Source organism: Cohnella endophytica (genome assembly GCF_003628305.1).
In the GTDB taxonomy this organism is placed as follows: Bacteria; Bacillota; Bacilli; order Paenibacillales; family Paenibacillaceae; genus Cohnella; species Cohnella endophytica.
The window spans coordinates 70,538-91,802 of the sequence record NZ_RBZM01000002.1; the positions used below are offsets into that span (position 1 = coordinate 70,538).

The 21,265-nt window shown below is 52.3% G+C and carries 18 protein-coding genes; 7 read left to right on the top strand and 11 right to left on the bottom strand.

Annotated elements, in window-relative coordinates; genetic code table 11:
* Positions 1-14 precede the first annotated feature (14 nt).
* Genes D7Z26_RS02465 through D7Z26_RS02475 form a run of 3 tightly spaced genes read right to left on the bottom strand, consistent with a single transcriptional unit; the run spans position 15 to position 3,377 of the window.
* Complete coding sequence (locus D7Z26_RS02465) at positions 15-1,190, bottom strand: ABC transporter permease (protein ID WP_120974484.1); 1,176 nt, start codon at positions 1,188-1,190, stop codon at positions 15-17.
* Entirely contained in the window at positions 1,168-1,887 is a 720-nt protein-coding gene (locus tag D7Z26_RS02470; RefSeq protein ID WP_120974486.1) for an ABC transporter ATP-binding protein, read from the bottom strand. The genes D7Z26_RS02465 and D7Z26_RS02470 overlap by 23 nt, the downstream gene beginning before the upstream one ends.
* A complete protein-coding gene (locus tag D7Z26_RS02475) occupies positions 1,887-3,377 on the bottom strand; it encodes an efflux RND transporter periplasmic adaptor subunit (RefSeq protein WP_120974488.1) in 1,491 nt (496 codons plus the stop codon). The genes D7Z26_RS02470 and D7Z26_RS02475 overlap by 1 nt, the downstream gene beginning before the upstream one ends.
* A gap of 220 nt (positions 3,378-3,597) precedes the next feature.
* Between D7Z26_RS02475 and D7Z26_RS02480 the strand changes: the two genes are divergently transcribed.
* Both D7Z26_RS02480 and D7Z26_RS02485 read left to right on the top strand, forming a co-directional pair.
* Positions 3,598-4,284 (top strand): response regulator transcription factor, encoded by a 687-nt coding sequence (locus D7Z26_RS02480; RefSeq protein WP_120974490.1) that lies wholly within the window; start codon positions 3,598-3,600, stop codon positions 4,282-4,284.
* The gene (locus D7Z26_RS02485) at positions 4,281-5,771 is read left to right on the top strand and encodes a sensor histidine kinase (RefSeq protein ID WP_120974491.1); all 1,491 of its coding nucleotides are present in this window, start codon (positions 4,281-4,283) and stop codon (positions 5,769-5,771) included. The genes D7Z26_RS02480 and D7Z26_RS02485 overlap by 4 nt, the downstream gene beginning before the upstream one ends.
* Before the next feature lie 4 nt (positions 5,772-5,775).
* Here the strand turns inward: D7Z26_RS02485 and D7Z26_RS02490 are convergent, their stop codons facing one another.
* Both D7Z26_RS02490 and D7Z26_RS02495 read right to left on the bottom strand, forming a co-directional pair.
* Positions 5,776-7,788, bottom strand: a complete 2,013-nt coding sequence (locus D7Z26_RS02490) for a copper amine oxidase N-terminal domain-containing protein (RefSeq protein ID WP_120974492.1) — start codon at positions 7,786-7,788, stop codon at positions 5,776-5,778.
* A gap of 140 nt (positions 7,789-7,928) precedes the next feature.
* Positions 7,929-8,372: a GNAT family N-acetyltransferase gene (locus D7Z26_RS02495; protein ID WP_120974493.1), complete on the bottom strand. Its 444-nt coding sequence runs from the start codon at positions 8,370-8,372 to the stop codon at positions 7,929-7,931.
* Between the two features lie 175 nt (positions 8,373-8,547).
* Here D7Z26_RS02495 and D7Z26_RS02500 point away from each other — a divergent pair, with 175 nt between their 5' ends.
* Genes D7Z26_RS02500 through D7Z26_RS02510 form a run of 3 tightly spaced genes read left to right on the top strand, consistent with a single transcriptional unit; the run spans position 8,548 to position 12,379 of the window.
* Positions 8,548-9,630: a GerAB/ArcD/ProY family transporter gene (locus D7Z26_RS02500; protein ID WP_233566628.1), complete on the top strand. Its 1,083-nt coding sequence runs from the start codon at positions 8,548-8,550 to the stop codon at positions 9,628-9,630.
* Positions 9,627-11,183, top strand: a complete 1,557-nt coding sequence (locus D7Z26_RS02505; RefSeq protein WP_233566567.1) for a spore germination protein — start codon at positions 9,627-9,629, stop codon at positions 11,181-11,183. Before D7Z26_RS02500 ends, D7Z26_RS02505 begins: the two co-directional genes overlap by 4 nt.
* Entirely contained in the window at positions 11,180-12,379 is a 1,200-nt protein-coding gene (locus D7Z26_RS02510; RefSeq protein WP_120974495.1) for a Ger(x)C family spore germination protein, read from the top strand. The genes D7Z26_RS02505 and D7Z26_RS02510 overlap by 4 nt, the downstream gene beginning before the upstream one ends.
* On the opposite strand, the gene D7Z26_RS02515 is transcribed toward D7Z26_RS02510, so the two are convergent.
* Genes D7Z26_RS02515 through D7Z26_RS02530 form a run of 4 tightly spaced genes read right to left on the bottom strand, consistent with a single transcriptional unit; the run spans position 12,360 to position 16,824 of the window.
* Complete coding sequence (locus D7Z26_RS02515) at positions 12,360-13,334, bottom strand: CobW family GTP-binding protein (RefSeq protein WP_120974496.1); 975 nt, start codon at positions 13,332-13,334, stop codon at positions 12,360-12,362. The two genes, D7Z26_RS02510 and D7Z26_RS02515, sit on opposite strands and share 20 nt — an antisense overlap.
* Before the next feature lie 45 nt (positions 13,335-13,379).
* On the bottom strand, positions 13,380-14,267 hold the full coding sequence (locus tag D7Z26_RS02520) for an aldo/keto reductase (protein WP_120974497.1): 888 nt from the start codon (positions 14,265-14,267) through the stop codon (positions 13,380-13,382).
* A gap of 19 nt (positions 14,268-14,286) precedes the next feature.
* The gene (locus D7Z26_RS02525; protein WP_158602161.1) at positions 14,287-16,251 is read right to left on the bottom strand and encodes a tetratricopeptide repeat protein; all 1,965 of its coding nucleotides are present in this window, start codon (positions 16,249-16,251) and stop codon (positions 14,287-14,289) included.
* 51 nt (positions 16,252-16,302) lie between these two features.
* Positions 16,303-16,824 carry an ADP-heptose synthase gene (locus D7Z26_RS02530; RefSeq protein WP_120974499.1) on the bottom strand — a complete coding sequence of 174 codons (522 nt, stop codon included), beginning with the start codon at positions 16,822-16,824 and terminating at the stop codon, positions 16,303-16,305.
* Between the two features lie 161 nt (positions 16,825-16,985).
* Between D7Z26_RS02530 and D7Z26_RS02535 the strand changes: the two genes are divergently transcribed.
* Together D7Z26_RS02535 and D7Z26_RS02540 are read left to right on the top strand one after the other, a co-directional pair.
* Positions 16,986-17,498 carry a hypothetical protein gene (locus tag D7Z26_RS02535; RefSeq protein WP_120974500.1) on the top strand — a complete coding sequence of 171 codons (513 nt, stop codon included), beginning with the start codon at positions 16,986-16,988 and terminating at the stop codon, positions 17,496-17,498.
* Between the two features lie 26 nt (positions 17,499-17,524).
* The gene (locus tag D7Z26_RS02540) at positions 17,525-18,487 is read left to right on the top strand and encodes a serine hydrolase domain-containing protein (protein WP_120974501.1); all 963 of its coding nucleotides are present in this window, start codon (positions 17,525-17,527) and stop codon (positions 18,485-18,487) included.
* Between the two features lie 105 nt (positions 18,488-18,592).
* Here D7Z26_RS02540 and D7Z26_RS02545 read toward each other — a convergent pair whose 3' ends face one another.
* Positions 18,593-18,892, bottom strand: a complete 300-nt coding sequence (locus tag D7Z26_RS02545; RefSeq protein ID WP_120974502.1) for a hypothetical protein — start codon at positions 18,890-18,892, stop codon at positions 18,593-18,595.
* 20 nt (positions 18,893-18,912) lie between these two features.
* Positions 18,913-21,222: a thiamine pyrophosphate-dependent enzyme gene (locus tag D7Z26_RS02550; RefSeq protein ID WP_120974503.1), complete on the bottom strand. Its 2,310-nt coding sequence runs from the start codon at positions 21,220-21,222 to the stop codon at positions 18,913-18,915.
* Positions 21,223-21,265 lie beyond the last annotated feature (43 nt).

Consider the following 21,265-nt stretch of genomic DNA (forward strand, 5'->3'; position numbering starts at 1 on the left):
TGATCCGTAACGAATTATTCGAAACGAAGAGCATCGATAGGCTTGAGTTTGGCCGCTTTGTTCGCGGGGAACATTCCGAACAGCACGCCGATGGCTACCGAGAATACGAACGCGATTATGATAACGTTAAGCGAGAAGGCGATATCCATTTTGAACGCGGAAGATGCTCCCTGAGCAGCCCCGATTCCGATACCTATTCCGAGCAGTCCACCTAGTCCGCTTAGCACCATGGATTCTATCAGGAATTGGATGAGAATATCCCGCCGCTTCGCTCCGATCGCTTTGCGAATGCCGATTTCCCTCGTTCTTTCCGTAACGGAAACGAGCATGATATTCATAATGCCGATACCACCGACAAGTAGCGAGATGCCCGCAATTCCGGCTAAAGCGAGCGTTAACGTACTCGTTACCGAAGATAACGTCGATAGAGCGTCGCTTTGATTAAATACCCGGTAACTATCCGTGTTACCCCGGAAGTGCGCGCTAAGCTCGGTCTCGAGTCCCGCGACTACGGAATCGATCTGATCGGTGGTCGCCACCTGGACGTAAATCGTACGCACGCCTATCGATTTGAACAGCCGTTCCGCCGACGTTTGGGGAATCATGACGACCTCGTCGTTCGACCCCGTCGTCGAGCTCCCCTTTGCTTCCAAGACGCCGACGACTTTGTACCTGGTTCCTTGGATCAGAATGTACTCGCCAAGCGGGTCGGCGAAACCGAACAAGTCCGTCGCCGTCGTAGCGCCGATAACCGCGACCTTCTGGTATACGTCCAAGTCGATCTGCGCCAGGAATCGTCCGGATGCGACCTTGTAATCCCTTAACGGCGCGTAATCGGCGTTCGTGCCGATTACGCTTACCGTTTTGGTAGTCGTTCCGTACTTTACGGAAGTACTTTGCGTACTTGTAGGCGCAATATATTGAATACCTTTTACTTTATCCGCGAAAGCTACGGCGTCGGTTATTTTCAGCGTGCTCGTCGAGCCGCGGCCGACGATGTTCACCGTTAATAAATTCGTTCCTAGGCTCTCTAGGTTCGCCGTGACCGACTTGGTCGCTCCTTGCCCGAGCGCGACGAGCGCAATGACGGCCGTCACCCCGATAATAATGCCGAGCATCGTCAGCAACGAACGGAGTTTGTTGGACAGAATGCTTTTTAGAGCCATCTTAACCGCTTGTAAGAAGTTCATTCCGTCCTCCCCCCTCTTCGTTCAATTTGCCGTCCATAATTCTGACGACTCGTTTGGCCTGCTGAGAGATTACCGGATCGTGGGTGATGAGGACGATCGTGTGTCCAAGGGCATTCAGCTCTTTCATATATCCCATGACCTCTTTGCCGGTCTTCGTATCCAATGCTCCCGTAGGCTCGTCGGCCAGCAGAATCGGAGGATTCCCCGCCAAAGCTCTCGCGATCGCGACGCGTTGCTGCTGACCGCCGGACAATTCGGACGGACGATGGTGAATTCTTTCTTCCAAGCCGACTTTCGTGAGCGCTTCGACTGCTTGCTCACGTCGCTGTTTGGCAGGTACTCCCCGATAGATCAAAGGAAGCTCCACGTTCTCGATCGCCGAAAGGCGGGACAATAAGTTGAAGCCTTGGAAAATAAAACCGATCTTGCGGTTGCGAATTTCCGCAAGCTTATTTTCCCTTAACCGACTTACCTCTTCTCCGTCCAGCCAATACTCTCCCGACGATGGAGCATCCAGACAGCCGATCACGTTCATAAGCGTCGACTTGCCTGAACCGGATGGTCCGATAATCGCGATGAAGTCCCCTTGGTCTACGGTTAACGTGACATCGTCCAATGCTTTTAACGTTTCGCCGCCCATCTTATACGTCTTGCTCAGCTTGCTAATTCGGATCAACGATTCGGAAGCCGCCTTCATTAACGCCCACCGCCCGTGGTGCCGCTTTTGCTCGTCGTTGTTTGGCGACTACCGTTTCCGCCGCCAAAGGCTCCTCCTGCTCCGCCTTGGAAGCCGCCGCCAGCACCCGGGAAACCGCCGCCGAATCCACCGAATCCGGCTTGTGCGTTTGCGTTGGAGCTCGTGCTTTTGATCGTCGGAAGCACGACGAGGTCGCCTTCCTTTAATCCCGTCAAAATCTCGATGCTGTCCTCGTTATTGATGCCCACGGTAACTTCAACCCGCGTCGTCGACGTGACGGCAACGCCCGCGTTTCCGCTTGTTCCGCCGGCAGTATTGCCTCTAGCCGCCATGAATTGTTCGCGCATCGCCGCTCTTTCCTCTTCCGTCATGTTCTGGAATCGGCTAGAGTTATTGCCTGTGTTGCCTTGACCTTGCGCTCCTTGACCTGCCTGGCTTTGACCTGCCTGGCTTTGACCTGCCTGGCTTTGACCTGCCTGGCTTTGACCTGCCTGCCCTTGACCTCCCTGCCATTGCCCTTGTCCCGCTTGACCGTTTGTTCCCGCTTGTCCCGTCTTTCCCGTTGCAGACGTAGTCGAACCTGCTGCCGGAACCATGACGAAATATTTTCCCTGCGACGATTGTACCGCTTCGACCGGGACGTATAAGGCATCTGCTTTCTGGGCCGTCATGATGCTAGCTTCCGCGGACATCCCGACCTTTAGGTCGTCTTTGCTATCTAGAAGCACCGTAACGTCAAACGAAGCTACGCCGTTGCTTGTGGTGCCTTCGTCCGCGATCGTGACGACTTTTCCATTAAATGTTTTCTTGGGCAACGCTTCGACCAAGATTTGCGCTTCCTGCCCGAGCTTCACTTTCGGGATATCGAGCTCGTCGATACCGACGACCATTTGCAATTGCGCGAAGTTAACGACTTCGCCGATATCCGCGTTAGGATTAAGCGAATCTCCCTCCGCGACGTTAAACGTTGACAGCACACCATCTATCGGAGCTACGATCGGATCGATTTTCTTGCTCGTGCGCAACGTGGTAAGATCCTCTTCGGCCATAGCAATATCGAGCTGTTGCTTCTGGATATTAAGAGCGAGCGTCGCCCTGGCGGAATCGTCGGATGCTTCCTTGTACTTCGACTGCAAATCCGCGAGATCGAGCTTCTTTTTCTTTAGATCGATATTTTTGCTTTGAACTTGCGATGAGATATCCTCTTCTTTGTAAGTAATAAGGACATCTCCTTTCTTAACCGTGTCGCCTTTCTTGAAATTGACCTTTAGCGCTGTACCGGCGGTTTTAGCCTTTAATGTCTCGCGCGCGGACGGCTGGATGCTCCCCGTACCGCTTACCTTAACCTCGATCGTACCTTTACGCACTACGGTCGTCGAGTAAGTTGCCGCCAATTGCTTACCTTTTTTTCCATAAACCTTGTATCCGCCCCAAGAGCCTGCGGCGAGTACGACGACCAAACCCGCGATCCACCAACTTTTGCGCCCCATCGTACGATCCACCTTTCAACGTTATGGGCTCATTATGCGAGACGAACCTTAGTTAAAGATGAGAACCCGCTGAATGTTTGCTGAACGCGTCATTCAGCAAATATTCAGCATTTGCTCAGCCAACGTTAAGGAAATTAGCCCATAATAAGGAGACAATTAAATTACTCGCGCATGTTATCTTGACGGCGCGATACCGATGATCGAATCCGGAGGAACTCATATGGCGCAATCCATAAAAGGCATCAAAGTTTTGATCGTGGACGACGAACCGAATATTTTGCAGTTTCTCGAAATGGGGCTTCATAACGAAGGTTTTCAAGTGGAGACCGCGCAAGACGGACCGGAAGGAATCGCTCTTGCGGAAACGTTCATGCCGCACGTCGTCATTCTGGATGTCATGATGCCGGGAATGGACGGCTTCCAAGTTTGCCAAGCCCTGAAGAACCTTAAACCCGTAGCCGTCATCATGCTTACCGCGAAGGAAGAAATCGAAGACCGGGTGAAGGGGCTAACGCTCGGGGCCGACGATTATATGTCCAAGCCATTCAGCTTCGATGAGCTACTCGCGCGGATACAAGCCAGACTCCGCAATCAATTCCCCCATTTACTGGAAGAAGTGACGATCGGATCATTCGTCGTCGACGCATCGCGGAAGGAGCTTCGTTATCGCGGTCGGCCGCTAGAGCTGTCCCCGACGGAGTTCGAGCTGCTGAAGCATCTTGTATTCAACCATGGCTACGTTCTGAGTAAAAGCGCTATTCTGGATCAAGTGTGGGGGTACGATTTCGGAGGCGAAGAAAATATAGTCGAGGTGTACATCCGATCGCTTAGAGAGAAACTGCAAGACCGCGAGCATCGGGTCATTCGGACGATCCGCGGCGCAGGTTACAGGGTGGACCTCCAATGAGCTCGCGTGCCGGACGGCAAATCGCGGCGACCGAACGCATGAAATCATTCGTCTTTCCTCATTCTCTTCGCTATCAATTGTTATCGCGAATGCTGCTTATCGTCGCGGCGTTATTGCTTGTCATCGGACTGTTTCAATATTTACTAATGGAACGATTCCTTTATCAGAATAGGGCATCCGCCATTCAAAGACAGATACAGTCCGTTCCCGGGGACATGTGGGAAAGGTTCAACTCCTTCAAACGAAGAGGACCCGCCGACTCCTTTATCTTCTTTCCCTCTTCCTCCGTCGCCTTTGTCGATAAAGAAGGCAAAATGACCGTTTTATCGACGATAAACGGCTCATCTGAAGCAAACGTGCCGCATTTGGATAGTAAAAAGTATGCAGAGGCTCTTGACTCTCCTCGGAAAGCCAAGCCTCGCTACGAGATCGTACATCAACAGGATGACGGCGAACAACTCGTCGTCATTCAGGCCGTTAGATCGTTTAACGGGACCATGGGCGTCGTTCAAGTCAGCACGAGCACGAAGCCATTGAAGGGCGAGCTCTATCGTCAATTGTTATTGTTCGGCGGTTTGGCGTTAGCCGCGCTAATCGGCGGATTGCTTACCTTCTTGCCGGCAATCCGACGCACGCTGACGCCATTATCCAGAATGATCGCCACCGTCGAACAGATCGATTCCGGCACGCTGGCCGAACGCCTGCCCGAGAACGGTCTGCCGCTTGAGATCGATCGCTTATCCCATTCATTTAACCGGATGTTGGAACGCCTGCAGTTCTCCTTCCTTGCCGAACAAGAAGCGAAGGAGCAGATGCGAAGATTCGTGGCGGATGCCTCGCATGAATTACGTACGCCGCTCACTTCGATTCACGGCTTCTTGGAGGTGTTGCTGCGTGGGGCGGTTTCCGATCCGGAGAAGCTTACCCGCGCGCTGAGAAGCATGCACGGTGAATCCGAGCGAATCATTAAGCTCGTTAACGACCTGCTCCTGTTAGCTAAGCTTGACCGCGCTCCGGAGCTTAGATTAAAGTCGACCGATCTATCTAGCTTAGTAATCGATATGGAGCCGCAGCTACGCATTCTGGCAGGGGACAGGGAAATTCGCATAGATGCTCCTCGGACTGCGATTGTGCCTCTTGATGACGACAAGATCAAGCAAGTTCTGCTTAATTTGTTCCACAACGCCGTTCAACACACGGATCCCGTCGAGGGCGTTATACGAATTGTCGTCGCCCGAGATGAATCCGGCCATGGCGCCAGCCTGACGATCCAGGATAACGGAACGGGAATCGCGGAAGAGCATTTGCCCCATCTGTTCGAACGCTTCTATCGGATCGATAGCTCGCGGGCGCGTAAACACGGGGGCGCGGGTCTTGGCTTATCTATAAGTCGCTCGATCGTCGAGTTGCACGGAGGGCATATAAAAGGAACAAGCCGCCTTGGAGAAGGCAGCTTGTTCCGAATCGATTTACCGGGAATCGAATGAGTGCTTATGGGTTACTAATATCGTTAGCATCGCTAACAACGCTAGTATCGCTTGTCACGCTAGTAGAAGGCATTGGCATAAATAAGAGATTAATAGGCAAGCTGCTACCCGAAGCCGGCGTGAACTGGATCGTTACCGATTCCGTAGTATCGCCGGTTTTGTATAACATGCCGACTTCGTTCGGATTGAGCAAATAGCTATTGTTCGTCGCGTAGACGACTTTGCCGTTCACCGTGAACGCCCCCGCATAATAACCGCCGCGAGGATTAACGACGATGGCGGTGTTCGGTTGAACGGAGTTCAACCTCAACGTGTACATGACCCCGTAATTCCCCGAGTTGATTACCGGCGTGTTCGTCGTCTTATCGATTCCCGACAAGCGCGTATCGACGATGTTATCCGCCAAGATCATCCGGCTCTTCACATCGCCGATCGTGCGGTTAACGACCATGATGCGGTTGGCGTCTTCGAACGTACCGCGAATATGGCGGTCATGGCTGTCCAGTACCTTAAGAGTAGGCAGGTAACTCAATACATCCCGATTCGCGTCCACGACGACGACCTGAATATGCAATTGCTTGTCCATGACCACGTCCGCGAACATCGACAGTACATCGCCCGGTCTCATCGTCTTGCTGCTGTAGTCCGTGAGCAGAACTTTGCTTTGACCGGCAGGGACGCTGACATTCGAATATTTAGGATTTAACTTCGATGTCATGAAATTACCCGCTACCGCTCTTGCGACCGACGATACGTAAGGGTTCGGTCCGCCGATTCCCATTGGACCGATTTGTACGTTGGCATCGGCGGTATTGTAATTCGTCGCGATGATGTACACTTTAACCGCAGTCGAGCGGCTATTGTAATTGTGAACCAAGAAGCGTACATTGCCGGACACGTCGTCCTCGTAATAAATGCCTTCTTCGACGATCGTCTCCGGGCTGTTCGCCCTGATCAATGTTTGCGTCTGAGAGATAATATCGTAATTTATCGTCGGGAAAGTCAGCACGTCCGGACCGCTGATCCCGAACTTATCTCCGATGTCCGTGTACAGGAGATTAAACTCTTCCTGCGAATGCAAAGTTTCGTCCTCGATGTTGATCGTCTTCGAGATTTCGCCCACGGCGCCGTTGGCATCCGTAACGGTAAGCGTAATCGTCTGCGGACCCGCTACGAAAAATCCTTTTGCGTTGTTCGTCCAGACTCGGCTCGAGATCCGATTCTCGTCGTCCGTGCTCTGATCGGCGTACTGGATCAGTTCGCCCATTTTATAGGAATCTTTGTCCGTCGTGAAGGCTGCTACCGGCGGTTGATTCGGCGGCTTGACGGTAACCGTTACCGTATAAGCGTCGCTCCAAGCCCCTGTCTCGTCTTGCACCCAATGCGATACCGTGTAGATTCCTTCTTGTTCGAACACGGTATTGTTGTTCTCCCAACGCTCGTCTACGATCTTCAATCCCCTTGGATGATAGGAGAGGTTCGTGTAGTAGACTTCGGTTTGTTCGGCGTAAGGATTGACGTTCGATACGCTGAATTTGGCGCTTGGTTTCGTTCCCCAAGTCAATTCCAGATTTTGCGTCTTCGGAACCGCTATTAGCGTAATCCCGAAGTTCGTTGCTACGGTTTTCAGAGGAACCATGAGCGTACCCTTAAACACGTAAGGCGCGCCCGCCGCGTTGCCTTTCGCTACGCCGTTCAGCGAATAAGCGGCTTTCCCTGCTGTGAACTTCAGTTCTTTATCTCCGAATTTCAAAGCGTACGATTTCGTCTTGGCATCGTATACGATCGTCCCGAACAGTTCCTTCATCAGCGATCTTGCGGCAACGTACGTTACGCCTTTCGTGGCGGTCAGCGGTTGATCCGCCAGCACGCTTGTACCATTATGTATCATTTGTTTGGATGCTTGGGTAACAACCAACTTATCCATACCGTCCGAATTTCCTGCGGCTTGAACGGGTAACGAGAACGAACACAGCAACATTGCGGCAACGCAAAAACGAATAAAACTTTTCCTCATATCAGGCTCCTTCTAATCTAGTTGATTGACTTCATCCATCCTCCTAGTCATATGTAATAACGCTAAGACTGCATAAAGGTTGCTAGATTCCTAGAATTTTAGGCAAAATTAATAAAGCCGCGAGCGGAGTCGCTCTCGGCTTACAGGCTTTTGCTCATGCGTACGTGCAAGATATCCGCGTCAAGGAAGGGCTCTTCGGAGATCGTCCGGTAACCTAATTTCCCGTAAAAAACTTCCGCGGAACACTGCGCGTCCAGTAGCGACGTTTCGTATCCGAGATTCTTAGCCGCTTGTTCCATGTCAAGCAGCAGATGTTTTCCTATTCCCTTGCCGCGTTGTGATTTCAATACCGCGATCCGTTGCATCTTCGCGACGCCGGGCTCGAACGTCTTGAACCTTCCCGTCGCGATCGGGCATTGTTCTTCGTTTAGAACGAGGAAATGATGGCACGCGGCAGGCGATGCGTCGTACTCGTCCATCTCGAGCTCTCTTGGAACGCCCTGCTCCTCTACGAATACTTCGAGACGAATGCCGAAGGCTTGCCGAAGCTGATCTTCCGTCTCCACTTTAATGCAGTTAATCATTCTACTACCTTCTTTTTTTATCGATTGTCGTCCGTATTTGGCAGAATTACGGCTCATATTAAGGATATCGGACAACGCCAAGATGCACAACAGCCATTCTCCATCCATTTTCTAGCATAAAACGTTCAATCTCCATCCATAATAATTGGAAATCGGAGGAGGGGAGAGTGTGCCGATGAACCTTTTTAAGATCAATGTCGTTCAGACGATGTTCCTTTTTATGTTAGCGGTCGGCATAACGAACCACGTACTCATAGTACCTCTGATTCTTAGCACTTCTTATCGGGATGCCTGGATCAGCGCCCTTCTCGTCATTCCGCCGGTGCTTTTATGGACGGTTATCCTATATTTCGTTATGAAGAATACGGAACAACAGTCTCTCCATAAGTGGTTTAAAACGAACTATAACTCCTGGGTCGCCTGGATGGTCATCCTGCCGCTCTTGTTATTCGCGATCACCATCTGCTTCATTACCGTTCGAGACACGAGCTCATGGACAAAAGTAACCTATTTACCGAGGACGCCATTCCCCGTCACCGTTAGCTTGTATATGCTGTTCGGAATTCTCGCCGCCTACAAAGGACTGCGAACCTTAACGATTGCCGCGGGCATTCTGCTGCCCGGAGTGCTCGTTTTCGGATTCTTCGTCATGAGCGTGAACTATCAATTCAAAGATTACTCTTATTTGTTCCCTGTGTTCACGAAAGGCGTAGGGCCGATCCTCCACGGTTCCGTCTACGCATTGGGGGGCTTGGTCGAGTTCGCTTTGCTTCTTTGCATTCAGCAGCATTTAAGCAAAAAAGTCAGAATATCCACATTGATTATTATGACGATGGCCGTCACGGGACTGATTTTCGGACCCCTCATGGCTTCGATTGCGATATTCGGTCCTGCGGAAGCGGCGGATCAGCGCTATCCCGCTTTCGAGCAATGGAGAATGGTCTTAATCGGGAAGTTCATCGCCCATCTTGATTTTCTTTCCATTTATCAATGGATGTCTGGCTCCTTAACCCGGATTTCGCTCGCCTTATTCATTTTCTTCGATCTGCTGCAACTGAACAAGAGCAGATACAAGTTGCTATGGATGTTCCTCACCTGCATTCCGATCGTCGTCCTCGTCTGTCAGAACAAGCTAAGCGACCCGATATTTTACCGCTTCCTTCACGACGTATATTTTCCTTGGACATTCGCGGTCTTCTATGCGTTTCCGTTTATCCTATTGCTCCTCATTCTGATCAAGCGAGGTAAAACCGCATGAAAATGAGTCGTTTTTTTCGTAAGGCGTTTTACTTCGATCACGAGAACAAAAGCGAGCATACGGCAAAAGAATCCATACCGAAAATCCCGATGGACGAACTTGACAGCGAAGTGATCTACCGGATATTCGAGCACGCGGGAGACGTGAACATCTACCCCTACTTGAATGAAGAGGGACCGCATTCTCTCAATCCGCTCGTCATTTATTGCGACGGTATGATCGATCAGGCGTTATTAAACGATTTCTTATATATCCAATTAAGAAAATTACTTTCGGAACCGACGTCGGGCAATCCTTCTCCGATATCGGGACTTCCGCTGGCTCATCAGAATCTTAATCGAATCGAAGATCCGCACGGACTCGATCACCTTGTGCAACAAGTCATGAGTGGCAATTTGGTATTGTATTTCGATCGCTCCCGCGAGGCGTACGTCGTTCAAATGGCGAATCCTCCGCAACGCACTCCCAGCGAATCCAATACGGAAATATCCATCAAAGGTCCCAGAGACGGTTTCACGGAGTCTATCGAAACGAACGTTGCGCTCGTACGCAAACGTCTCAAGACGCCGGAACTCGCAATCCGCTATTTTCAGATCGGCCAGCAAAGCATGACATCCGTAGCTTTGCTTTCCCTAATCAATATCACGAATCGGGATTTGGTAAGCGAAGCCGCACGCCGCTTGCAGAAAGTGGAAATTGACGGACTCATATCCAGCCAGCAGCTGGAGGTCGGCTTGTCGGATTCCTCCTACGCGATGTTCCCGCTCGTGGAGTACATGGGCAGACCCGATTACATTGCGGAATGCTTGCTTCGGGGACGTTTCGCCATTATCGTGGACGGTTCGCCCATGGTTCTGGTCGGACCTACCAATTTAATGTCATTAATTAAATCGCCGGAAGATCTCCATTTACCGTTTTATTACGTGATATTAGAACGGTTGCTTCGCATGATCGGACTCACGGTCGCCCTATTTCTGCCCGGCTTCTGGGTCGCTCTGTCTGCGTTTAACCTGGATCAGATCCCCTTCCCATTACTGGCCACCGTAGTCGTATCGCGGCTTGGCTTGCCTTTGTCCGGACCGATCGATTTGGTTCTGATGATCGGATTGTTCGAATTGTTCCGGGAAGCTGGGATGCGCCTCCCCAAAGCCGTTGGCCAAACCGTAGCCGTGGTCGGAGGATTGATCGTCGGGGAAGCCGCCATCTCGGCGGGATTTACGGGACCCACAACGTTGGTCATATCGGCCGTAACCGCCGTTTCTACCTTTACTCTCGTTAACCAGTCGTTAAGCGGGGCCGTAACGGTCATTCGCTTCGGCGTGTTGTTTTTATCTTGCATGTTCGGAATGCTCGGTTTTTTTCTTTCCATGTTCGGAATTGCGATCTATATGTCGTCGCTTACCTCTTTCGGAGTTCCTTTTCTGAGTCCGCTCTCTCCGATCCGTTTCAGGGACGTCTTGTTCTCCCTCTTCGCGTCGCCGTTGAAACTGAACAAGAAACGGCCGAAAATGTACTCTCCCCAAGATGCGAACCGACAAGGAGAAAATTCATGACGAGAAAATCTCGGCTTGCTGCCATCCTCGTCTTCCTTATGCTGCCGCTTTCCGGTTGCTGGGACATCAAATCGCTGCAAGACGTGAACTATTTTACCGGTCTAGGAATCGACTTCAAGGACAATAAATATCAGATTTACGTTCAGCAGCTTGATTTTTCCAGCGTCGCCAAGAGCGATAGCGGCAAGGGAGACAAGCCTGCGATCGTCTGGATCGGCCGCGCCGAAGGCATCTCGATGTCCGAAGCCGTCGTCGAGCTCTATCAGACTTCCCAGCAGACGGTATTCTGGGGTCATCTGTCAGGAATCGTTCTCACGGAGAACGTGCTGAAACACGGAGACCTTATCGGGGTATTCGATTCGATCATGCGGTATCCGGAAATTCGTTACACGCCTTGGATCTATGGAACGAAAAGCAAAATCACGGATCTGTTTGCGACTAAGCCTTTTTTTAACCTTTCTCCGATCAACTCGATCTTATATTCGCCGGAGACGAATTATAACCAACGACCAATTATCGCTCCGATGCGGGTAGCGCAATTTATCCGAGAAATTCGGGAACCGGGCGAGACGGCGTTGCTCCCCTCCCTCGGGGTCTCGCGGGATACTTGGCTGCGAGATAAAAAACCCGATCCGAAGCTAGAAATTGACGGAACTTTCCCCATGCACAACAAAGATTGCAAAGGATGGCTTTCTGACGATGACGTCGAAGGAGTCAGATGGCTCGTCAATACATCCAAAGGAACGCGATTAACTATAGAGGAAAACGGCAAAGTGCTTGCCACGTTCAAAATATCGAAGCCTAATTCGAAAGTTCGCGTGAAAATGGTGAACGGCGAGCCCGTGTTCGAGATTCATGTCAAGGTAAATGCCGGGGTCATCGAATTATGGCAGAAGGAAGAAGAACAAAGGCTCGAAAAGATAGCCGCGAAAAAAATAGCCGATGAAATTCGTTCCGCATTCGAAGCGGGGATGAAGCAGCATGCGGATTTGCTTGATCTGGAGCATGTTCTGTACCGCAAGAAGTTTAGCGACTGGAAGTCGCTCACCAAGGACGGCAAGTCTTCGCTTGATCCAATTCGTCTAGGGGAAGTAAAAGTGAAGGTGAATATTTTGCAAACGGGAATGTATAAGCAGAGGAGAAAGACGAATCCTCTCTCCTCGGCTCATGAACCGGCTAGGCATCCAACCGGTTAAGTTTTTCGATCAGTTCTTCGCGGGAAAAGCCCTCGCCGATAAACACGGCGACTTGATTAACCGATTTCTGAGGCGTAATGCGAAGAAAATCAGACTCGCGGTAGGCATATTGAAACAGGAACAAGCTGGCCGTATCCCGGAAATTAACGATACCTTTAGCCCGATAGACGTCGTCCGGCAATTCCTTGAGAAATTGCTCGAACGCGACGCTGTCGATCGGATTTTTGAAAAAATACGTAACGGCGTTGACGTGATCGTGCAACCGAGAATGATCATGCGCGTGATGAGAGTGGTTATGTTCGGGATGCGTATGATCATGATTGCGAGAGAATAAGATCGTTTCCTCTTCAGCCGAATAGAGATCGGCCGTGTCTATATCGCCGTACGCCGCCAACAATTTCCGAGCATTCGGATTCCAGTCCTCGAGAGCTTCTTGAAGCTCCGCAAGATCGGAAGGCCGAACCAAATCGGTCTTGTTCAGCACGAGTACGTTCGCTGCGCGGATTTGTTCTTTCATGAGCTTATATGTTTTACCCGATCCGATGCTCATTCGATCCAGTAAGTGGCGGCTGTCCACCAACGTAATGACGCCTTTCAGCTCCAGCTTGGCATAGAGCGAAGCTTCGGTCACCCCGTCTATAATGTCCAGCGGTTGCGCGATGCCCGTCGATTCGATCCAGATGACGTCTGGTTTGTTCTCTTGCGCGAGTTGTACCAATTCCAGTCCCAAGTCTCCTCTGCTCGTGCAGCAGATGCAACCGCCGAGGATTTCCGCCATCGGGATTTCTTTCTCGATCAATTGCCCCTCCACGTTTACGTCGCCGACTTCGTTCAAGAGGATCGCGGGCTTCAGTCCGCGCGCCTTGGCGTCTTCCAGCACGCGGTTAAGCAACGTCGTCTTGCCGCTGCCGAGAAATCCCGTCAAGACGTAGACGGGAATCGCGTTGTCGTTCATGTCGATACACTCCAATCGATTGCGCTTGTTGCTCGTTTATCCGTCTTAAACCAATTCTACAGCAGCCGCGTTCGCTGCTACCTGAGCCGGATCCTTGCAGCCCGGAATAACGGTCGTGACTGCCGGGTTCTTCAAGCACCATGCCAAAGCCCATGCCGCCATGTCCGTGCCCGGCGGTACTTCGTCGCGCTGAATGGCTTCGACTTCCTTCGCGTATGTATCCAGCTTAATCTGATCCCATCTCGATCTCACGTCATTCGAAGGGAACTGAGCGCCCGGTTTATATTTGCCGCTTAAGAAACCGCTTGCCAGTGGAACGCGCGCCAAGACGCCCAGATTCTGCTTCTCGCAAGAGGGGAACACTTCTTTCTCGGGAGCACGGTCCAAGCGGTTATAAACGACTTGGATCGCTTCGGCATTCACTTTCGTAGCTTGGGACGTCTGATGAATGTTCTCGTTCGATCCGATCGAGATGCCCAGATGGCGGATCTTGCCCGCTTGGACTTGACGGTTCAACGTTTCCCACAGCACGTCTTGATCGAATGCAGAGTCCGGACCGGAATGGAATTGATACAAATCGATGTAATCGGTTTGCAATGCTTTAAGGGACGCGTCAAGTTGACGCACGACGTCCTGAGGATCGAAACCGTCCGTCCGGTCGAAGTTGCCGTGGAAATGATGCCCGAATTTCGTCGCGACGATCCAGTCTTTGCGATCGCCTCTGATCGCCTCGCCGACGAGCGATTCCGATAGGTGGTCGCCATAACATTCCGCCGTATCGATCAGATTGATCCCCAGTTCCTTCGCTTTGCCGATGATGGCGTTAACGTCCTTTTGCTCGTAATTGATTCCCCATTCCCCGCCGAACTGCCACGTGCCTACGCCTACTACGGATACGTTTAATCCCGTCTTGCCCAATGTTCTGTATTTCATAATGATGAATTCCTCCTCTTCAAGATAGGTATCTACTGTTGCCGTACATGTGCAGGAATTGTTCCTTTGCCCTTTCCCGCATGTCGTCATCGAAGCCGCGAATATCGCTCAACAGGGCGAAACGGTCATCTTGCGGTTTGTCCCCGCCTGCATAGAGCAACCATTGCGCTAAGTCATCGGAAGCCCTTAAACGGTCGAAAGCATAATGATACCATAACGATGCTCTCTCCAAATACGCCTGTGCCTCGAACGGATTCATCTCGATCACCTTGGTGAAGGCGGCGATCGCTTCGTCGTGCCGGTCGAGATGATTGTAGATCAATCCCAAGTTATATTGCCCTTGAGAATCGTCCGGTACTAGTTCGGCATAGGCCAAGGAATCGGCGAGCGCGGCTTCATGGTCGTCCAGTCGGTATTGGATCAAACCTCTTAACCAAGTGAGTCGCGAGTGCGTCGGGTCGAGCAGTAATCCGCGGTTGCAGTCCGATAAAGCATCCTCCATGCGATCGGCCGCGAACCGACATCTCGCCCTACGATCGTAAATGTGCGGGTTGTCGGGTTCCATGGCCAGCGCGCGCGAATATTCGGCATCGGCGAGATTCCAATTGCCCATCCCCACGTAGAGCTCGCCCATAGCGAATGCGGTTTTACTCATTTTCTCGAGATTATCGTCAAGTTTAGTCGCGGACTGAATGTCCATCATCGCATCCTCGTAGCGATCTTCCATATAACGCGAGAAGCTGCGGCGCATGTAATAATCGGCCGTCTCCTCCAATTGAATCGCTTTGGAGTAAGCCTCGTCGGCTTCCGGAAAACGATCCGCGTCGATCGCGATTTCAGCTCTTTGCTTCCAATTGAGCGGATCGTCAGGCTCCATTGCCGTCAATTCCTCGTTTTCCTTGCGTGCCTCTTCGGCTTGACCTGCCTCGCGATAGGCATCCGCCAGCCAGAATCGAACGACCGTATGCTCCGAAAACCGCTCTTTAGCCGCCAGCAGCTCTTCGATCATAGCCGCATATTCGCCCGTAATGCGATACGAAGTACTAAGCTCCATAAATACGGGAAGCCATTGCGGGTGATCGTCCTTCAGCCGTTTCAACGCTTCGATGGATTCCGGCAAGCGTCCGTTCAGCCTTAGCAGATTAGCTCTCCGAAGCTCCAATTCCGCGGTTCCCGCGAATTGCGCTAACGCCTCGTCAATCGAAGCAAGTGCCGCTGCTTCTTGTCCCGCAGCTTCAAGCAGCTTCGATTGATAGAGTCGGAAGCCGTATTCGTCCTGCGCAGCGCTTAAGAAACTGGCAACCGCCGCATGGGAGTAATTCGTTCTCGTCTTCAGCATTGCGGCTCCCCGATCATCCGTCAGGCTCCAGCTATCCTGCAGGCGAATCGCTTTGGCAAGCGCGGCGAGCGCCTCATCTGTCCGGCCGAGCTTCTCGAGCGCTTGCGCCTGCCGGTAATAATAATGCGGAATCGCCCTGTCCGGATCGCTCGAAGCTTGGCGATAACAGGCTTCCGCTTCCTTGAAGCTTTCTTGTTTCATAAAGACGTTGCCGAGTTCGTAATAAGTCGAAGCTTTCGAATCTTCCCTGCGACTCAAAGCTTCCTTAAAGTCTCTTACGGATTGATCGTATTCGCCGCGATCGTGATGGGCGATCGCTCTCGTATACCAGTAAATGTAGGGTTCCGAGTCCAGTCGGATCGCCGCGTTCAGATCGGCGATCGCCTCCTCTTCCCTTCCGAGTTCATTGTAAATATGAGCTCGTCGCTCGTACGCTTGCGGAACCTCGTCTTTGGTAAGAATATCCGTCAGCACATGAACGGCACGATTGGATTCTCCGATATCGTGAAGGAGGCCCGCATAATCGACCTTCTCGGATATCGACATCCTCTTGGCGCCCCATAAGTCGTACCAACGGAGAGATTGCCGTAGCTTCTGACGTCTGTGCAGTCTTTTTGCCATCCAACGGGCAAACGAACGTACCACGCGCATCCCCTCCGATTGACGCAAAAGCTGCCGAGATTCTCGGCAGCTTCGTTATTCCCGTATTTCTTCTGCCTGTACGCCTTCTTCCACGGCGAATTCGAAATCGTCGATGTCGTATAACTGCACCGGTACCGCATTTTGCACGACTTTGTCCTGGAATTCGATTTGGTCGGTCAATACCGGGCATTGCAAACGCAATGACATAAGAAGAATTTCCGTTTCGATCGGATCGAACAATTCCCCGTACTGCATATTTTCCGCCGCGTTAACGACGACGAACGTTACGTTCTCGTTAATCGGCAACGGCGGACTTTCGCGCCATGGTGCCATAAGAGCCCGCTCTATTTTCTTCTTATTAAACGGATCTTCGAAATAACTAATCATCTCGGCGATCTTCGTCTTGACGTACGCATCGTCGTCCGCCTCCGGCATGACCGGTTCCGAACTGTCTTTCATATCGTAGAGCTCCATCACCGACGTGTAGGGGATCCTGTATTCGACAGGCTGTTTCGGCTGAAGCAGTTGTCCGTAAATCGCGATCATTACGGCCTCGATGACAAAACGCCGGCTCATCTTGAGTGGTTCCCTCCCATAAAGCTAAAACTTAATCTGCCTTTGTCTTGCAACACTGCTCCTCATTATATCATAAAAAGCCGAGTGCAAACTCACGCCGTACGGTATAATATTCAACGGGAATACCGAACGTATAATCCGTTAGGGGGCTGTCGCCGTCAATGTCCGAGTTGACTTTTAACCATTATATGCGAATCGAGCTCGAGCATCTAGAGCAAACGTTTAGTAAGGAGATGGAATCCGCGGGGTACTTCGCGTTCTATACTTTCGTGGAAGATTTCCGCAATGGCTTGAAAATTTATTCCGACGAAGAAATTCCCTTGTACGGAAACAAGCTGGCAAGAGCAAAAGAGTTGTTCCCCCGCCCGGAACGCTTCAGCCCGTCTTGGTGCGAGATTTGGGATGAATTCAGCCTTATCTATCAGGCCAAGAATGAAGCTCTGACGACGATCCCCGTCCAACAGCGCGATGGCGAATGGCAAATCATCATCGACAATCCGTATTCCCACAATCCAGTCGTCTGCTATACGGCACTCCCTTTCTTGGAAGCATCGTACTTATACGGATACTTTCAGCGGGAATTAAAGCCCCACGAAGTGCTGCGGTTGCAACGGATCGGCGAAATGCTGCAAACGAACGGCCGCAAGGAAGCTTCCATTCTGCCCGACTATTAAACGAGAATCCAACCGGAGATTAACGAATGAATGACGATATAACCTTTCAATGTCCGCGGACTGAACAACTCGCCTTGCGCATCGCCGGCGAAAGAATCGACTATTGCGAAATTCGCGAACGCGGCAAGACGCTGCTCGTCCATTCCCGTGACGATCGATCGGCGGACAACCTTCATAAAGTCAATTCCATCACGAAAAGCATTCTTTCCCTGTTGATCGGCATCGCGATCGGACGAGGCGAGTTTCCACGACTCGATATTCCGATTGCTGATGTGTTAGCTGAAGCGAAGGAAAATTCCGATCTTGCTTCGTTGACCGCCGAGCACCTGCTGACGATGACGCCGGGATGGGACTGGCAAGAGATGGGCGACTGGCGCGGTTTGCCTTACCCAATGACGGAAAGCCCCGATTGGGTGCGGTTCGTGCTGGCGAGGCCGCTCGTCCGGCCGTCCGGTACGCGCATGACTTACGATTCCGGCTCCTCCCAGGTACTGAGCGCGATGCTGCAGAGATCGACGGGCTTGACCGCCGCGGCTTACGCGGAACGCCATCTATTCGGCCCGCTCGGCATCGAAGCGTATGCTTGGCCTTCCGATCCGCAAGGCATCAGTGTCGGAGGCTTCGGCTTGGAACTGTATCCGAGCGATCTGACGAAACTAGGCATGCTTGTGCTACAACGCGGGGAGTGGAACGGCGCTCAAATCGTGTCGCGCGATTGGATCGCGGATAGTATGAAACCGCGCTTCCGAGGCTACGACAACATCGGCGCATACGGCTATCATTGGTGGGCGCTGACGGAAGACGGCGGGGAACGCGCCCCGATGAAACCGCGTGTCGTCTTCGCCGTCGGATTCGGCGGGCAATATATTTTCGTCTCGCCAGAGCGGGAGCTTGTCGCCGTCTTCGCCAGCTCTCTCGGCAAGAAGAAGTTCCTGCCGCTTAAGCTGTTCCGTCAATGGTTGGCCGACGACTCCTTACAATCCCAATAATTTCAAGATGATTTCGGATTAGTATTCGATATCCTATCGGTTTGAAGGGGTTTCATAACGAACGGAAGGAGCCGATTCGCATCGGCTCCTTCCGTTCGTTCACGGCTATGCATCCTTCGCGGCGAGAATGCCGTTCCGGTAATAGACGACTCTGCGCGGATCGTTGCGCAGCTTGACGTTCGCCATCTTCATCTCGTGTTCGTTAAGACTTAGCGATTCCCAATCTTCGATTTTGCCCGCCGGATCTCCCGGCTCGACCCCCGCTTCCGCGAGCGCCTCCGCCATTTGCTCGACCGTCGGAGGCTCCTCCCAGTTCATAATGCCGTAATACGCAAGCTTATAACCGTTGCGTTGAACGCTTGCCAGCAACGTGCCGGTAATCGAGTGTTTCATGACGTATGGCATGGTTGCCTATGCCCCATTCTTTATAAATAAGGATTCTCGTGCTTCGCCTTCAGCATGTTCCAGCGGCGTTCGATCTCATGCTCGAACTCCCTAAGGGTTTCCGCGTATTCCGGCTTAGACAAGTGCTTCGTCTTACCCATCATTTTCAGCCAGTCGCCTACCGGCACGCGTTTGCCCTTCTCCTCCGGGTTGTACGTGATCGTCGTTACGCCCTTCTCGACTTCGTACAGCGGGAAGAAACAAGTGTTGACGGCGTAATCGATAATGTCCGCCCCGTCCTTATCCTCCGACAGCCAGTTAAGCGGACAGGTAATCAGAATCTTGCCGTACACCATGCCGACGTTCTGCGCGTACCATTGGGCTTTGGCGCCTTTGCGTACGAGATCGATCGGACTTGCTTCGCTTCCCGTGAACACGTAAGGTATATTCGTCGCCGCCATGATCTGCGCCGTATCTTTATGGTGGAACACTTTGCCGCCTTGATGTTTACCGACGTTGGAGGTCGAAGTCCGGTGACCCATCGGCGTAGAGTAGGACAACTGGGCTCCGGTATTCATATAACCTTCGTTATCGTATTCGAGGATGATCATCCGGTGATTGCGAAGCGCGGCGCCGATCGCCGGCCCCATCCCGATATCCATCCCTCCGTCGCCGGTAATCATGACGAAGGTGAAGTCGTCTTTCAAGCCGAGTTCGTCGAGTTCTCCGCGCCGTTTGCGCTCATGGAACATCTCCACGACGCCCGACAGCGTCGCCGCGCCATTCTGGAACAGGTTGTGAATGTATGTCGCTTTGTGCGCCGAGTAAGGATACCCCGTCGTGACGACCATCGCGCAGCCCGTATGGAACAATGCGACGATATCGCCTTCGATGCCTTTGAAGAACAGCTCGAGACCGGAAAATATTCCGCAACCCGGACAAGCGCCGTGCCCCGGAGCGATACGCTTCGGCTTCTTCGTCAATTGGCGGAGCGGCGGCACTTTCACGTTCACTTTGCCTGTCGCCTCGTCGTGCGTCACCGTAATAAGGCCGGTCTTGAGAGATTCGTACTCCATCGGTTCAAGTACTCGTTTCGGTGCTTTGGCCGGATCGCCGGCCGTTATGCCATGATAGTCGTACGGCTTCTCGACAAATCCTTTGTTCGCCGCGTCGATAGCGAACTCGAACATCTTCAAGCCGTCCTCCGCATAGAAATCCTTGCCGCCGAGTCCGTAGATCCGGCTGATGACCATCGTCGTGGAATTGCCGTACTGCTGCAGCGCGGCCCGGACTTCCATGACCATGTTGCCGCCATGACCGCCATAAGAGTCGGAACGGTCTCCGACCGTAACCGCCTTGACGTTCTTCAGCGCCTCCGTGATCGCCTGCGCCGGGAATGGGCGGATGATGTTAGGCGAGATCGCTCCCGCTTTCACGCCTTGCTCGCGCAGTTGGTCGACCACGTCTTTGATAATCTCCGCCGATGAATTGAGCAGGAAAACGGCCACCTCGGCGTCTTCCATCCGGTAGAGCTCGAGAATCGGATACTCCCTGCCCGTCAGTTCCGCGTACTCCTTCTGAATCCGGTCGAATACGCCTTCGGCGCGGTACATCGCTTGGCTCTGCTGGTAACAGTTATTAATATAGTCCGGTTCGTTCATATAAGGTCCGACAGTGATCGGATTGTTGCGGTCGAGTACGTGCTTGAACCCTTCGGGAGGGTGCTCGCCCACGAACTTCTGCACGTCCTCGCGATGCGTGAACGTATTGACGCGACGCTTCTGATGGCTCGTGAAATAGCCGTCCGACGCGACGAGCACGGGAAGGCGAACTTCCGGATCTTCCGCAAGCTTAAGCGCGATTATATTCATATCGTACACGGCTTGCGGATCGCGGCAGAGCACGATCGGCCAGCCCGTATTTAGCGCGAAATATAAATCGGAGTGATCGCCGTGAATATCGAGCGGTCCGGATACGGAACGGCACACGAGATTCATGACCATCGGGAAACGCGTGCCCGATTGGACGGGCATCTGCTCCAGCATGTACAGGTAACCGTTCGCTGACGTCGCGTTGAATACGCGCCCGCCTGCCGTCGATGCACCGTAACACACGCCGGCGGAGCCATGCTCCCCGTCGGCCGGAATCAAGACGATGTCATGCTGTCCGTTCGCTTTCATTAAATCGAGAAACTGCGCCACTTCCGTGGAGGGCGATATCGGGAAATATCCCATGATATGATAGTTAATCTGGTGCGCGGCGTATGCAGCCATCTCGTTGCCTGATTCATAGACGATCCTTTGCTCTACGGTACCTTGACGGACCGTTTCCTTGCGAATATCGATCGACATTCAGACTCCACCTTCCTATCGTTTTCTCGTTGAACGAACGCGC

What these genes read in the sequence shown, in the direction of transcription:
- D7Z26_RS02550 (WP_120974503.1), bottom strand. Translation starts at nt 21,222, where the DNA reads ATGTCGATCGATATTCGCAAGGAAACGGTCCGTCAAGGTACCGTAGAG.
- D7Z26_RS02530 (WP_120974499.1), bottom strand. Translation starts at nt 16,824, where the DNA reads ATGAGCCGGCGTTTTGTCATCGAGGCCGTAATGATCGCGATTTACGGA.
- D7Z26_RS02520 (WP_120974497.1), bottom strand. Translation starts at nt 14,267, where the DNA reads ATGAAATACAGAACATTGGGCAAGACGGGATTAAACGTATCCGTAGTA.
- D7Z26_RS02480 (WP_120974490.1), top strand. Translation starts at nt 3,598, where the DNA reads ATGGCGCAATCCATAAAAGGCATCAAAGTTTTGATCGTGGACGACGAA.
- D7Z26_RS02500 (WP_233566628.1), top strand. Translation starts at nt 8,548, where the DNA reads ATGAACCTTTTTAAGATCAATGTCGTTCAGACGATGTTCCTTTTTATG.
- D7Z26_RS02495 (WP_120974493.1), bottom strand. Translation starts at nt 8,372, where the DNA reads ATGATTAACTGCATTAAAGTGGAGACGGAAGATCAGCTTCGGCAAGCC.
- D7Z26_RS02515 (WP_120974496.1), bottom strand. Translation starts at nt 13,334, where the DNA reads ATGAACGACAACGCGATTCCCGTCTACGTCTTGACGGGATTTCTCGGC.
- D7Z26_RS02490 (WP_120974492.1), bottom strand. Translation starts at nt 7,788, where the DNA reads ATGAGGAAAAGTTTTATTCGTTTTTGCGTTGCCGCAATGTTGCTGTGT.
- D7Z26_RS02510 (WP_120974495.1), top strand. Translation starts at nt 11,180, where the DNA reads ATGACGAGAAAATCTCGGCTTGCTGCCATCCTCGTCTTCCTTATGCTG.
- D7Z26_RS02540 (WP_120974501.1), top strand. Translation starts at nt 17,525, where the DNA reads ATGAATGACGATATAACCTTTCAATGTCCGCGGACTGAACAACTCGCC.
- D7Z26_RS02470 (WP_120974486.1), bottom strand. Translation starts at nt 1,887, where the DNA reads ATGAAGGCGGCTTCCGAATCGTTGATCCGAATTAGCAAGCTGAGCAAG.
- D7Z26_RS02535 (WP_120974500.1), top strand. Translation starts at nt 16,986, where the DNA reads ATGTCCGAGTTGACTTTTAACCATTATATGCGAATCGAGCTCGAGCAT.
- D7Z26_RS02505 (WP_233566567.1), top strand. Translation starts at nt 9,627, where the DNA reads ATGAAAATGAGTCGTTTTTTTCGTAAGGCGTTTTACTTCGATCACGAG.
- D7Z26_RS02485 (WP_120974491.1), top strand. Translation starts at nt 4,281, where the DNA reads ATGAGCTCGCGTGCCGGACGGCAAATCGCGGCGACCGAACGCATGAAA.
- D7Z26_RS02465 (WP_120974484.1), bottom strand. Translation starts at nt 1,190, where the DNA reads ATGAACTTCTTACAAGCGGTTAAGATGGCTCTAAAAAGCATTCTGTCC.
- D7Z26_RS02545 (WP_120974502.1), bottom strand. Translation starts at nt 18,892, where the DNA reads ATGCCATACGTCATGAAACACTCGATTACCGGCACGTTGCTGGCAAGC.
- D7Z26_RS02475 (WP_120974488.1), bottom strand. Translation starts at nt 3,377, where the DNA reads ATGGGGCGCAAAAGTTGGTGGATCGCGGGTTTGGTCGTCGTACTCGCC.